Source organism: Flavobacterium sp. (assembly GCF_024710485.1).
Taxonomy (GTDB): domain Bacteria; phylum Bacteroidota; class Bacteroidia; order Flavobacteriales; family Flavobacteriaceae; genus Flavobacterium.
This window is the reverse complement of the sequence record NZ_JANJUQ010000018.1, coordinates 13,507-25,527: the sequence shown is the minus strand read 5'-3', so window position 1 is coordinate 25,527 and position 12,021 is coordinate 13,507. Positions and strand designations below refer to the sequence as shown.

The 12,021-nt window shown below is 38.7% G+C and carries 13 protein-coding genes; 7 read left to right on the top strand and 6 right to left on the bottom strand.

Annotated elements, in window-relative coordinates; genetic code table 11:
* Positions 1 to 10 precede the first annotated feature (10 nt).
* Positions 11 to 826, top strand: a complete 816-nt coding sequence (locus tag Q0M21_RS03875; protein ID WP_295334903.1) for a glycosyltransferase family 2 protein — start codon at positions 11 to 13, stop codon at positions 824 to 826.
* Here the strand turns inward: Q0M21_RS03875 and Q0M21_RS03870 are convergent.
* From Q0M21_RS03870 to Q0M21_RS03855, 4 genes are read right to left on the bottom strand one after another with little or no spacing between them, the layout of a single operon-like run.
* Positions 823 to 1,869: a CDP-glycerol glycerophosphotransferase family protein gene (locus Q0M21_RS03870; RefSeq protein ID WP_295334901.1), complete on the bottom strand. Its 1,047-nt coding sequence runs from the start codon at positions 1,867 to 1,869 to the stop codon at positions 823 to 825. The genes Q0M21_RS03875 and Q0M21_RS03870 overlap by 4 nt on opposite strands.
* Before the next feature lies 1 nt (position 1,870).
* Complete coding sequence (locus Q0M21_RS03865) at positions 1,871 to 2,551, bottom strand: phosphocholine cytidylyltransferase family protein (protein WP_295334899.1); 681 nt, start codon at positions 2,549 to 2,551, stop codon at positions 1,871 to 1,873.
* Positions 2,552 to 2,593: 42 nt separating this feature from the next.
* Complete coding sequence (locus tag Q0M21_RS03860) at positions 2,594 to 3,574, bottom strand: Stealth CR1 domain-containing protein (RefSeq protein ID WP_295334897.1); 981 nt, start codon at positions 3,572 to 3,574, stop codon at positions 2,594 to 2,596.
* 12 nt (positions 3,575 to 3,586) lie between these two features.
* Complete coding sequence (locus Q0M21_RS03855; protein WP_295334995.1) at positions 3,587 to 4,402, bottom strand: 2,3,4,5-tetrahydropyridine-2,6-dicarboxylate N-succinyltransferase; 816 nt, start codon at positions 4,400 to 4,402, stop codon at positions 3,587 to 3,589.
* Between the two features lie 175 nt (positions 4,403 to 4,577).
* Here Q0M21_RS03855 and Q0M21_RS03850 point away from each other — a divergent pair, with 175 nt between their 5' ends.
* The 6 genes from Q0M21_RS03850 to Q0M21_RS03825 all read left to right on the top strand — a co-directional run bounded on the left by Q0M21_RS03850 (position 4,578) and on the right by Q0M21_RS03825 (position 9,620).
* Positions 4,578 to 5,486 (top strand): copper resistance protein NlpE N-terminal domain-containing protein, encoded by a 909-nt coding sequence (locus tag Q0M21_RS03850; RefSeq protein ID WP_295334895.1) that lies wholly within the window; start codon positions 4,578 to 4,580, stop codon positions 5,484 to 5,486.
* Between the two features lie 5 nt (positions 5,487 to 5,491).
* Positions 5,492 to 5,908: a Holliday junction resolvase RuvX gene (gene ruvX, locus Q0M21_RS03845; RefSeq protein ID WP_295334893.1), complete on the top strand. Its 417-nt coding sequence runs from the start codon at positions 5,492 to 5,494 to the stop codon at positions 5,906 to 5,908.
* Between the two features lie 84 nt (positions 5,909 to 5,992).
* A complete protein-coding gene (def, locus tag Q0M21_RS03840; protein WP_295334891.1) occupies positions 5,993 to 6,580 on the top strand; it encodes a peptide deformylase in 588 nt (195 codons plus the stop codon).
* 113 nt (positions 6,581 to 6,693) lie between these two features.
* Complete coding sequence (locus Q0M21_RS03835) at positions 6,694 to 7,185, top strand: DUF5606 domain-containing protein (protein ID WP_295334890.1); 492 nt, start codon at positions 6,694 to 6,696, stop codon at positions 7,183 to 7,185.
* Between the two features lie 122 nt (positions 7,186 to 7,307).
* A complete protein-coding gene (gene mazG, locus Q0M21_RS03830; RefSeq protein WP_295334889.1) occupies positions 7,308 to 8,081 on the top strand; it encodes a nucleoside triphosphate pyrophosphohydrolase in 774 nt (257 codons plus the stop codon).
* 93 nt (positions 8,082 to 8,174) lie between these two features.
* Positions 8,175 to 9,620, top strand: coding sequence for an APC family permease (locus tag Q0M21_RS03825; RefSeq protein WP_295334888.1), 1,446 nt, complete (start codon positions 8,175 to 8,177; stop codon positions 9,618 to 9,620).
* Between the two features lie 31 nt (positions 9,621 to 9,651).
* On the opposite strand, the gene Q0M21_RS03820 is transcribed toward Q0M21_RS03825, so the two are convergent.
* Together Q0M21_RS03820 and Q0M21_RS03815 are read right to left on the bottom strand one after the other, a co-directional pair.
* Positions 9,652 to 10,899 (bottom strand): peptidylprolyl isomerase, encoded by a 1,248-nt coding sequence (locus Q0M21_RS03820; protein ID WP_295334886.1) that lies wholly within the window; start codon positions 10,897 to 10,899, stop codon positions 9,652 to 9,654.
* Between the two features lie 12 nt (positions 10,900 to 10,911).
* Entirely contained in the window at positions 10,912 to 12,015 is a 1,104-nt protein-coding gene (locus tag Q0M21_RS03815) for a peptidylprolyl isomerase (RefSeq protein WP_295334884.1), read from the bottom strand.
* Between the last annotated feature and the right edge of the window lie 6 nt (positions 12,016 to 12,021).

The following is a 12,021-nucleotide window of genomic DNA, read 5'->3' as shown; positions in this document are numbered from 1 at the left end:
TATTGTAATAATGAAATTATCCGTCATCATCACCACTTATAACTCTGAAGAATGGCTTCACAAAGTTCTTGTAGGGTACAGTGTTCAGACAGTAACCGATTTTGAAATTGTTATTGCGGATGATGGTTCTACTTCAAAAGTCAAAGAGGTTTTGGCTTTTTTTTCGACTAAGTTTCAATATCCTATTGTTCATGTTTGGCAGGAAGATTTGGGTTTCAGAAAATCTGAAATTCTCAATAAAGCCATAGTGAAAACCAATGCCGATTATTTATTATTTACCGATGGTGATTGTATTCCGAGAAATGATTTTGTTGAAGCTCATTTGAAGCACAAAGAATCCGGTTGTTTTCTCTCGGGCGGTTATTTTAAATTGCCGATGAGTTTGTCGAAAGCTATCACGGATACCGACATTATTAACCAAAATTGTTTCAGTGTTTTTTGGCTCAAAAGCAAAGGATTACCGCTCAATTTTAAAGTGACCAAGCTTGTTCATAATCGCTTTTTTGCTGCTTTTATGAATTGGCTCACTCCTACGAAACGGACTTTTAACGGACACAATACTTCGTGCTTCAAAAGTGATATATTGGCCGTAAACGGATTCAACGAAGACATGCAATACGGAGGCTTAGACCGAGAGGTCGGAGAGCGAATGTTCAACCTCGGATTGATTTCAAAACAAATCAGATACTCTGCAGTTTGTATCCATTTGGATCACAGTCGAGGTTACTACAGTCAGGAAGGTTGGGACAAAAATATGGCCATCCGAGAATATAACAAAAAGCACAAGGTTATCAAGATTGCCAACGGAATAGAAAAACTACCTTAGTTTTTAGTTGGTTTTCCGAAAATAGCATGAATTTTCATTCGTCTGAATAATGACAGCTTTCTTTTTTCCGGCACTCCGAATTCCGAACAATATTTTTTTACTGCTACAACCATTCTTTCAGCCGATTTACCGTCAATATAAGGATGGTATTGATTGAAAATTTCTTTTCGGTTTTGGGCAAAAGCATCTTGTGAAAGATTACTTTCTACTAACGGAATCAGTTGATGATAATCGAAGCTATTCTCCCAAAGAATGTTTTCGGAGATGTTTTTGAAAGTAACCACAGGCTTATCCAACAATAAAAATTCATAAATCACCGAGGAAGTGTCGCTGACTAACAAATCGGCCATCAATAAAAATTTGATGATATTTTTCTCGGTTTCAAAAACAATGTTGGTATTCTCTTCGGCTAATTTTTTGTAGGCTTCCAGCCAGTTTTCAGCCATTAAAGGATGGAATTTCAGCAAAACCAAATAATCGGGATTTTGAGCCAGGGCTTTGATTTCCTCAATTAAAAAAGGTGCTGAAGTTAATTTGGGCGAAAAAGTAGGTGCGTACAACACTATTTTTTTTGCTCTGTATTGTTCCAATAAGTTATGTTTTTCGGTGTCGTATTTATGAAAATCTGTTCCGTAAACATCTAATTTCGGCCAACCGGTTTCGATAACTTCAAAGTCGCGGTATTTGTTTTTGAAAGCTATGAATTTTTGGGTAAAATATGGACCTTGAGTTAGGTACAAATCAAAGTAATGACGAATCCTGAAATGGCCTTTCTTTTCTCCGGCCAATCCGTGAAATACCTGAACTTTAACACCTCTCAAATAATAAGGCACTTCATTGCCGGGCACAAAAATAGCATCGCTTTGGTAAGCCTGTAAATCGGAAACAACTGAAGTATGATTTTCATGGGTAAACGGAAAATCAGCCAGTATTTTAGGATTCACATACCATAAAAACTCGTCTCCGTTTTGGGCCAAGTAATTTTTGATAGGCTCCAAAATTCCGAACGAATAGTTGTTTTGGCAAAAAAGGATGCACTTCATCTTAGAGCATTTTGTTTACATTCTCTAAATCTTCAACGAAATCAATCTCCATGCAATTATAAGCAGAGATATCTACAGCGGTAACTTTAATGCCGTCTTTCTCGATAGCAAGTTCCAAACCTCTTTCGAAGTAATCGTTATCTTCACATTCTTCCAAACGATTGATGAATTGCTGGATATCTTTGGAGGAAATAAAATTGATGCCAACCGCTTCTCCGAGTCCGTTTTTAACTGTTTTGGAAAGCTCATTGATGAAGCCGTCTTTTAGGGTGTATTTTACCTCTTCCTCCGCTACTTTGCTGGTATTGACCGCCACAAAAGAAGTTTTAGACTTAATGTAAGGCTTCAGGATATCGAATATTTGTCGGTCGAAAACCACATCGCCATTGAACCACATTACCGATTTGTCACGGTTTTTACGCAAGGCTTGCAGCAAACTTTTGGATGTATTGGTTCGGTCGAAAAACGGATTGTAGATATAGGTGAGCTCCGGAAATCGTTCCATAATCAAATCTTTTTTGAAACCCACAACCACATTAATATCATCAATGTTGAATTCGGAGGCAATGTTCTCCACTTGGTATTCCATGATACTTTTGCCGTTTTTGAGCGGTGTTAATGGTTTTGGAAACGGGTTTCCTAATCTTGATCCGATGCCGGCGGCTAGAATGATTATTTTCATGAGCTTTTTGTTTGGCCTTATTAGTAAGCTGTTTTAGCTAAATTAACTATTCATTTTTTTGTTTATCCAATTTAAAACATAGGTCTGCATCTGCTTACTTCCTAATTCCAAACTTTGCAAGCATACAAATAGCTTTTTAGGGTTTACATCAAACCACCACAGCTTAAAAAGGGTAGGGATAACTTTGTAAGTTCTGAAATAAGTCAGTTGAAAATTGGTTTGTAAAACGTAGGTTTTGTTTTTGATTTCCAGGTGATTGGAAAGAGAAGAAATGATGAATTGATCGTTGTTTCTGAACTTGTGTTTGACGTTGTTGTACAACAAATCAGGGTTGTCTCCGAAAAAGCGTTCCAAGGTTGATTTTCGGGCAGAAACCGGCGTGTGATCTCGTCTGACATATTTGTCTTTAAATCCGGCTATTTGAGCACTTTTTTGTTGGAGGTATTTGTAACCAACATTAGTCTTCAAATTTTTATTGAAATACTTGTTATAGGTTTTGCGGAACCAATTGTTGTTGTAAAAATTGTCCCATCGTCCTCGAATTACCGGTAAACCATTAACAAAGAAATCTTCGATTTTGGTTGGTCTCATTAAAAAGGTATCGTCGTTAAAAATGACAAAATGTTCCGCCATTTCCGGGATTCGATACAACATGGTGATGATGGAGCACGAATTAAAAGTAGGCAGACAAGTTTCGTAATCTTTAAAAATTACGGAATGATCAACCAATTTAAGATGGATGTTTTGTTTGGCAGCCTTTTCTTTTAATGCATCAAAAGACTTAGGTTGTTGGTTATCGGTGACCAAGAAAATATTCCTGATAAAGGGCGCAAATTTTATAATTGATTCGATTGCAATGTCAATTTCATCAATAGAATTGTATCGTTTACTGCTGATTTTGTTGTTCCAATCGATTTTCTTTTCCAAATGCGTATTGATTTTTTCTCTCCATGTAACATCACTGCCGTCAACCCAAGTGATTACAGCATCTATAGTAACATCATTTGTATTTTCAATACCCATCTTTTTCACAATTTATACCGCTACGTCGTATTCTCTCAACGCATTGTTCAGCGAAGTTTTTAAATCGGTCGATGGTTTGCGTGTTCCGATAATCAAGGCACACGGTACTTGGTAATCGCCGGCCGCAAAGGATTTAGTATAACTTCCCGGAATTACTACGGAACGCTCCGGAACATATCCTTTGTATTCTTTTGGTTCCGCACCGGTCACGTCGATAATCTTAGTCGAAGCGGTCAAACACACATTAGCGCCGAGAACGGCTTCTTTACCCACATGAACACCTTCTACCACGATACATCTCGAGCCAATAAAAGCGCCATCTTCAATAATCACCGGAGCGGCTTGTAACGGTTCTAAAACACCACCAATACCCACACCACCGGAAAGGTGCACATCTTTCCCGATTTGAGCACAACTTCCCACCGTAGCCCAAGTGTCCACCATCGTTCCTTCATCAACATAAGCACCGATGTTTACGTAGCTCGGCATCAAAATAACACCTTTAGAAATGTAAGCGCCGTATCGTGCAGTAGCAGGTGGAACCACACGGATTCCTTTTTCGGCATAACCGGTTTTGAGTAGCATTTTGTCGTGGTATTCAAAAATTCCGGCTTCCCAGGTTTCCATTTTTTGAATCGGAAAATACATCACTACAGCTTTTTTAACCCATTCGTTTACCTGCCAACTATTAGCTGTTGGTTCGGCTACGCGCAAGGTTCCGGCATCCAATAAAGCAATAACTTCACGGATGGCAGTGGTAGTGGTTTCTTCCTGTAATAAAGCGCGGTTATCCCAAGCTTTTTCAATAATATTCTGTAGTGTAGTCATGGTTTCAAATTTTACTTCGTAAAGCTCGGGCGCAAAGGCACGAGTGAGCAAAGATAGTTTCATTTTTAGAAAGTTGCAAAGCAATTCTCGAAATCAAAAAAATGTTAAATTCTAACATCAGTTTAACAGATTAAGTAAGTTTGTTCTAACCTTTTAACCAATAAATGTATTATCCATGAAAAGTAAGTTTTTGCTTTTAGTTGCTTTGTTTTCAATGTTTTTTAGTTGTCAGAAACAAACGGAGAGTCAACCCTCTGCCCATGATTCTATTGCTAAAATGGATTCCCTATTAAATGAAGCCGCACACAATGCCAAAAAGTCATTGGATTACATCGGAACTTATAAAGGCGTTTTACCTTGCGCAGATTGTGAAGGTTTAGAAACCGTGCTTTGCATCAATGAAAATGACACCTATAAACTACAAACCCGTTATTTGGGTAAAGGCGATAAAGTTTTTGAGCAAAAAGGCACCTTTACTTGGGACGCTAAAGGCGTTAAAATCATTTTAAGTGACATTGAAAATGCTCCGAATCAGTACTTTGTTGGAGAAAATAAGGTGACACAGTTGGATATGTCGGGTAAAATAATCACCGGAAAATTGGCTTTGCAATATGTTTTGACCAAACAAGAAACCACAGCAGAAGCCGATCCAACAGAACAAAGTAATACTCCGAAAGTAAATTTAAACAACCGTATGGAAGCTCAAACGGTTATCAAAAACGTAAATCCCGCCCATGGAAAAGCTACTTTGGCTGAGACCAAATGGAGATTGATGACCTTGAATGGCAAAATCGTCAAACAAAGCGGAAGTAAAGATTATTTTATCAAGTTGAATTCTAAAGACGGAAGATTTACTGCCTATGCCGGCTGTAACAATATTTCGGGAAGTTATATGATGCCAACGGCTTTTGGATTGTCGTTCTCTAAAGCCGCCATGACCCGAATGGCTTGTCCGGACATGGAAGTGGAAGTTCGATTTGCCAAAATGCTCGAACAAACCGATCGCTACACTTTAAACGATAATATTCTGAAATTCCAAAAAGGAAAGACAACGGTTTTGGCTACCTTTGAGCCGATAAATTAAAGAGAATGCCCAGAATTTTAGCCATAGACTACGGTATTAAAAGAACCGGCATAGCGGTCACCGATGACTTGCAAATTATCGCATCGGGATTAACCACGATACCATCAGAGACCGTTATTCCTTTTTTGAAAACTTATTTTTCCAAAGAAGACGTGATTAAAGTCTTGATTGGCGAACCCAAACAAATGAACGGTCAACCTTCGGAAAGTACGCCGATAATTGAAAAGTTTGTAGCCGATTTTGCCACGGCTTTTCCGGAGATTAAAGTGGAAAGGGTAGACGAACGTTTTACCTCGAAAATGGCTTTTCAAACCATGATTGACAGCGGACTGTCTAAAAAGCAACGCCAAAATAAAGGATTAGTAGATGAGATAGCGGCCACCATTTTACTACAGGATTATCTGTCGAGAAAAATGATTTAATTTTTATTACTTTTGCTGCTTTAAATTAAACAGTATACAGGTTTTTCACAATCTGAATGCTTCATTCCAAAATTCAAAATCAAAATGATTATTCCAATTTACGGATACGGTGAGCCGGTTTTAAGAAAAGTAGGCGAGGAAATCACACCGGATTATCCCAACTTGAAAGAGATTATTGCCAATATGTATGATACTATGTACAATGCTTACGGTGTTGGATTGGCAGCGCCTCAAGTTGGTTTGGCCATCAGATTGTTTGTTATCGATACTGAACCTTTCAGCGATAGCGATGATTTGTCCAAAGAAGAACAAGAGCAGTTGAAATCCTTCAAACGCACTTTTATCAATGCTAAAATGCTCAAAGAAGAAGGTGAAGAATGGGGCTTTAATGAAGGTTGTTTGAGTATTCCAGACGTGCGCGAAGATGTTTACCGTAACGAACGCATCACCTTAGAATATTACGATGAAGATTTCAACAAAAAAACAGAAGTTTTTGATGGTTTAATTGCCCGAGTAATCCAACACGAATACGATCACATAGAGGGTATCTTGTTTACCGATAAAATTTCGATGTTGAAAAAAACGCTGATTAAAAAGAAGTTGCAAAATATCATGGAAGGCAAAGCCCGACCGGATTACAAGATGAAATTTGCCAACAAAAAAGGAAGATAATTGCAATAACAACGGCAATAGAAATAAGCAATAACAATTTGAAAAAATTAACAATTGCAATTGAACTTTGCCATTGAACTTTGATATATTTGTGCCCAAATTAAAATAATACCATGAACGTAGAGAAAATCTTAGCTATTGCCGGTAAGCCGGGTTTATACGAATTGAAATTACAAACCCGTTCCGGATTTTTAGCGGAATCCCTTTTAGACGGAAAGAAGATTACGGTTGGAATGAGAAGCAATGTTAGCTTACTTTCTGAGATTTCGATGTACACCTACAGCGAAGAAAAACCGTTAGCCGATATCATGAGAGCAATTGCGGTGAAAGAAAATGAAGGTCCGGCACTTTCTCACAAAGAAGACAATGCTAAACTTATTGCTTATTTCAAAGAAATTTTACCGGATTACGATGAAGACCGCGTTTATGCATCTGATATCAAAAAAGTATTAAACTGGTACAACATCCTTCAAGCTAAAGGGATGGTTTCTAAAGAAGAACCAAAAGTAGCCAATGCAGAAGCCATCAAAGAAGAAGTGGTGAAAGAAGTGAAAGAAGAAGCCAAAGCTAAAAAAGCTCCGAAAAAAACAAAGAAGGAAGAATAGTTAATTACTTCTTTATAAATACAAATCCTATTGTTGTTGCTCAATGATAGGATTTTTTATTTTTACTATCATAATTTTAAATATCACATTCAAATATTTAAAATCTAATATATAATAGCCAAATGAACACACGCCAGCAACAACTCGACGCTTTCAATCGATTATTAGATATCATGGATGATTTGCGTGAAAAATGTCCGTGGGACAAAAAGCAAACGCTTGAAAGTTTACGCCATCTCACCATTGAAGAAACCTATGAATTGGGCGATGCGATTTTAGATAACGACTTACAGGAAATCAAAAAAGAGTTGGGCGATTTACTGTTACATATTGTCTTTTATGCCAAAATAGGCAGTGAGACCAACGATTTTGATATAGCTGATGTGACCAACAGTATTTGCGACAAGCTTATCGACAGACACCCGCATATTTACGGCGATGTTGTGGTAGCCAATGATGAAGAAGTCAAGCAAAACTGGGAAAAGCTCAAACTCAAAGAAGGCAAAAAGTCGGTATTAGAAGGCGTGCCGAAAAGTTTACCGGCCTTAGTGAAAGCTAGCCGAATTCAGGATAAAGTGAAAGGCGTAGGTTTCGATTGGGAAGAGCCGCATCAGGTTTGGGACAAAGTGCAGGAAGAGTTAAACGAACTGCAAGTTGAGGTAAACGGTGGCGATCAGGATAAAATTGAAAGTGAATTTGGCGATGTGTTGTTCTCCATGATTAATTACGCCCGTTTTCTCAAAGTCAACCCCGAAGACGCTTTGGAACGCACCAATAAAAAATTTATCAAACGATTCATGTATCTGGAAAGCAAAGCCGCCGAGTTAGGAAAACCTCTGGTGGATATGACGTTGGCAGAAATGGATGTTTTTTGGGAAGAGGCTAAGAAATTGTAGGCAGCGGAAAGCAGATTATTGACATATCCCTTATCTCTTTTCCCTTTCATCTATTTCACTATATTTGAAAAAACTAACCACTAAACCAACCTTATGTCAGAACAAAAAGAATTAAAACGCTCTCTCGGGCTCATTGATGCCACCAGTATAGTTGCCGGTTCCATGATAGGATCCGGTATTTTTGTAGTAACTGTTTATATGGCGCGCGATTTAGGTTCAGCCGCCTGGATATTAATCACTTGGCTCATTACCGGTTTACTGACCATGTCGGCTGCGCTTAGTTATGGTGAATTGGCCGGCATGATGCCAACTGCCGGCGGACAGTTTGTTTACATCCAACGCGCTTACGGAAAGTTGGCTTCTTTTCTCTACGGCTGGACCGTTTTTACGGTAATTCAAACCGGAGTAATTGCTGCTGTAGCGGTGACTTTTGCAAATTACACTGCGGTGTTTTTTCCGGTATTACAAGAAGAAATTTTTCGGATAGGAGATAGTTTTGTCTTCAAAAACAGTCAGGTTTTAGCAATGGCAAGCGTGGTGTTGCTCACATACATCAATACCAAAGGCGTTAAAAATGGAAAAGTTATTCAGTTGGTTTTCACCTCGGCGAAACTCATCGCATTGTTTGCCTTAATTGGTTTCGGCTTATACATTGGTTTTAGTACCGATACGTTTTCGAATAATTTTAACAACACTTGGGAAGCCAGTAAAACTGTTTTCGATGAAACGACTCAAACGGTTACGGTAACCAAACTTACGGGAGTTGCTTTAGTAGGTGCTATCGGTGCTACCATCATCAATTCTTTGTTTTCCAGCGATGCTTGGAACAATGTAACTTTTATCGCCGGAGAAATTAAAGATCCTAAGAAAAATATTCCGAGAAGTTTGTTTTTAGGAACGTTAATCGTAACTGTGATTTACATTTTAGCAAACATCGCTTATTTAGCCTTATTACCTTTAAACGGTGCGCCGGAAGGTTCGGTAGTGGAAAACGGAATTATGTTTGCTGCTCAAGATAGAGTAGGTGCGGCAGCGGCCAATATGATTATGGGCAATATAGGCGTTTTTGTAATGGCAGCTTTGATTATGGTGTCTACTTTTGGATGTAACAGCGGTTTGGTTTTATCGGGTGGTCGTTTGTTTTATGCGATGGCCAAAGACAATTTGTTTTTCAAAAAAGCAGGCGAATTGAACAAGTTCGACGTACCGGAAAAAGCCCTTTGGTTCCAATGTATTTGGGCTTGTGTATTGTGCATTTCCGGCAAATACGGCGATTTGTTAACGTATGCGACTTTTGCCTCTTTATTGTTTTACATACTTACTATTTACGGGATATTTGTTTTAAGAAAGAAAGAACCCAGTGCTGAAAGACCTTATAAAGCTTTCGGTTATCCTGTTATTCCGGCTTTATACATCGTTTTAACAACGGCTATTTGTGTATCGCTGTTGGTTTATGATACAGTGAACACCGGTTTGGGATTGGTTATAGTAGCATTGGGAATACCGGTTTATTATTTGTTCATGCAGAAGAAAGCATAAAAAAAGAGTCTCTATTTAGAGACTCTTTTTTTTATTTTGTCGGAACGGTTTCAAACATTTCAATTTCAAAGATGATGTTGGCATTCGGCGGAATTACATTCCCGGCACCTCTTTCTCCATAGCCTAATTTGGAAGGAATGTACACCAAATATTTATCCCCGAAATTCATCAGATTCAAACCTTCCAAAAATCCGGCAATCAAACCGTCTTTTCTACCGTATTGGAAAGGAAACGGTTGGTAGCCGTTTTGTTTGGCTCTGTTTTCGTCGAATTTACCAAACTCTTTACTAATGGTTTCATAACTGCTGTCGAACAAAGTTCCGTCTTCTAAATAACCTGCGTAGTGAATATAAACAGTTGCGCCTTCGGCCGGTTTTTTACCGTTACCCTTTTGTAAAACTTTGTATTTTAAACCCGAAGCTGTTTCGGTAGCTGATGCTTTAGTTTCGGCTAAAGCATTGCTCTTAGCTTTAATCACCGGGCCATAAGTCGCGTTGTACTGTTCTTTTTTCTGTTTTTCTAATTCTTCTTGCTTTCTTTTGTTTTCGGCGGCAATAGCTGCTTCTTTGGCATCATCGGCCGCTTTGTTAACCATATAGTCAGCAAAAACTTTTGGGGCATTGAATTTTTGAGCTTCAACACCTTTGCGGATGATGCTTACTTTTTTCATTACATCGTTTTGCTTGATTTTATTCACCACATCCATTCCCTTGGTCACATAACCAAAAATAGTGTGTTTTTGATTCAACCAAGTGGTTGGTGCAACAGTGATGAAAAACTGCGACCCGTTGGTTTTCGGACCTGAATTTGCCATAGCCAAAATTCCTGGTTTGTCAAAACCGGCATCGGTAAATTCATCTTTAAAAGCATAGCCCGGACCACCGGAGCCGTTACCGGCAGGATCGCCCCCTTGAATCATGAAATCTTGTTGGTCTCCATTACCGAGCGTAATGACTCTGTGGAATTTTAATCCATCATAAAAGGGTTTGCCCTTTAACTTTTCATCCGTTACCGAAGCATTGGTGCCTTCGGCTAAAGCAATGAAATTGGCTACCGTAATTGGTGTTTTTTTGTATTCCAACTGAATAACAATTTTTCCTTTGTCAGTATCGATTTCAGCAAAAATACCTTCGTTGTTGGCGGTGGCAGGAGTCGGAGCAACCGTTTTTTTCACAGCTACTGGTGCTTTTCCTTTAGGTGCTGCGGTTTTTTTAACTTGCGCTAGGCCGTTGGTCAATCCGGCTACAAGCAAACACAGCATAGTGATTTTCATTTTCATTGTTAATGTGGTTTATTTATTTAATAGTTCTACTTCAAAAATCAGATTGGCGTTTGGCGGTACAACGTCTCCAGCGCCTTGTTCTCCGTAACCCAAATTACTCGGAATGAAAAACACTGCTTTTTCACCAAATTTCAATTTGCTTACACCTTCTACAAATCCTGGTATCAGTTTGTTTGAACCCATTTGATAAGGTAAGCTGGAGTAACCGTTTTGCATGGCTCTTTGCTCATCAAACATACCAAATTGTTTGGCTACTTCAGGATTGCTGGTGTCAAAAAGTGTACCGTCTTCTAAAAATCCGGAATAATTCATGTAAATCACCGCACCATCTTTGGGTTTGCTCTCTCCAGTGGTTTTTAAGATTTTAAACTTGAATCCGCTTTTTGTTTTCGTCGCGCTTTCTTTCAATTGGTTGAAATACATTGTCTTTTGCTCTTTTACGGCTTTGTACTTTTGGTCGTAAATGCGTTTGTTTTCCGCATCAATTAAATCTTGTTTTTTTCGATTTTCCAATTCTTTTTTGAAGTAGTTGCTGAATATTTTTACTGCGTCAAACTTCTTAACATCTTCGCCTTTTCTGATAATAGTAACGCTGTTCATTACATCACCTTGAACAATAGCATTTACCACCTCTTGGCCTTCTATTACCTGACCAAAAACGGAATGTTTTCCATCTAACCAAGGTGTTTCCACGTGCGTGATGAAAAATTGACTACTGTTGGTGTTAGGGCCCGAATTCGCCATTGATAATACACCCGGTTTGTCGTGCCTTAAATCGGTAATTTCGTCTCTGAATTTATACCCGGCATCACCGGAACCGTTGCCAATCGGATCACCGGTTTGTATCATGAAATCTGAGATTACACGGTGAAATAACAAGCCGTCAAAGAAAGGCTTACCTTTTAAATCGGCGGGCACAAAGTTGTTTTTGCCTTCAGCCAAGGTTACGAAATTGGCCACCGTAATGGGGGCTTTTTTATAATCCAGTGCTACAATTATATTTCCTTTTGACGTTTCAATTTCGGCGTAAAGTCCGTCTTTTAAATCTTTGTGTTCGTCTTTACAAGACACTAAGGCTAAGGAAATGAACGCCAATACTAAAAGTTTCTTCATCTTGGT

Bases quoted from the DNA above. Each gene is read 5' to 3' on its own strand.
- Q0M21_RS03875 (WP_295334903.1), top strand. From the start codon at position 11: ATGAAATTATCCGTCATCATCACCACTTATAACTCTGAAGAATGGCTT.
- Q0M21_RS03870 (WP_295334901.1), bottom strand. From the start codon at position 1,869: ATGAAGTGCATCCTTTTTTGCCAAAACAACTATTCGTTCGGAATTTTG.
- Q0M21_RS03865 (WP_295334899.1), bottom strand. From the start codon at position 2,551: ATGAAAATAATCATTCTAGCCGCCGGCATCGGATCAAGATTAGGAAAC.
- Q0M21_RS03860 (WP_295334897.1), bottom strand. From the start codon at position 3,574: ATGGGTATTGAAAATACAAATGATGTTACTATAGATGCTGTAATCACT.
- Q0M21_RS03855 (WP_295334995.1), bottom strand. From the start codon at position 4,402: ATGACTACACTACAGAATATTATTGAAAAAGCTTGGGATAACCGCGCT.
- Q0M21_RS03850 (WP_295334895.1), top strand. From the start codon at position 4,578: ATGAAAAGTAAGTTTTTGCTTTTAGTTGCTTTGTTTTCAATGTTTTTT.
- ruvX (WP_295334893.1), top strand. From the start codon at position 5,492: ATGCCCAGAATTTTAGCCATAGACTACGGTATTAAAAGAACCGGCATA.
- def (WP_295334891.1), top strand. From the start codon at position 5,993: ATGATTATTCCAATTTACGGATACGGTGAGCCGGTTTTAAGAAAAGTA.
- Q0M21_RS03835 (WP_295334890.1), top strand. From the start codon at position 6,694: ATGAACGTAGAGAAAATCTTAGCTATTGCCGGTAAGCCGGGTTTATAC.
- mazG (WP_295334889.1), top strand. From the start codon at position 7,308: ATGAACACACGCCAGCAACAACTCGACGCTTTCAATCGATTATTAGAT.
- Q0M21_RS03825 (WP_295334888.1), top strand. From the start codon at position 8,175: ATGTCAGAACAAAAAGAATTAAAACGCTCTCTCGGGCTCATTGATGCC.
- Q0M21_RS03820 (WP_295334886.1), bottom strand. From the start codon at position 10,899: ATGAAAATGAAAATCACTATGCTGTGTTTGCTTGTAGCCGGATTGACC.
- Q0M21_RS03815 (WP_295334884.1), bottom strand. From the start codon at position 12,015: ATGAAGAAACTTTTAGTATTGGCGTTCATTTCCTTAGCCTTAGTGTCT.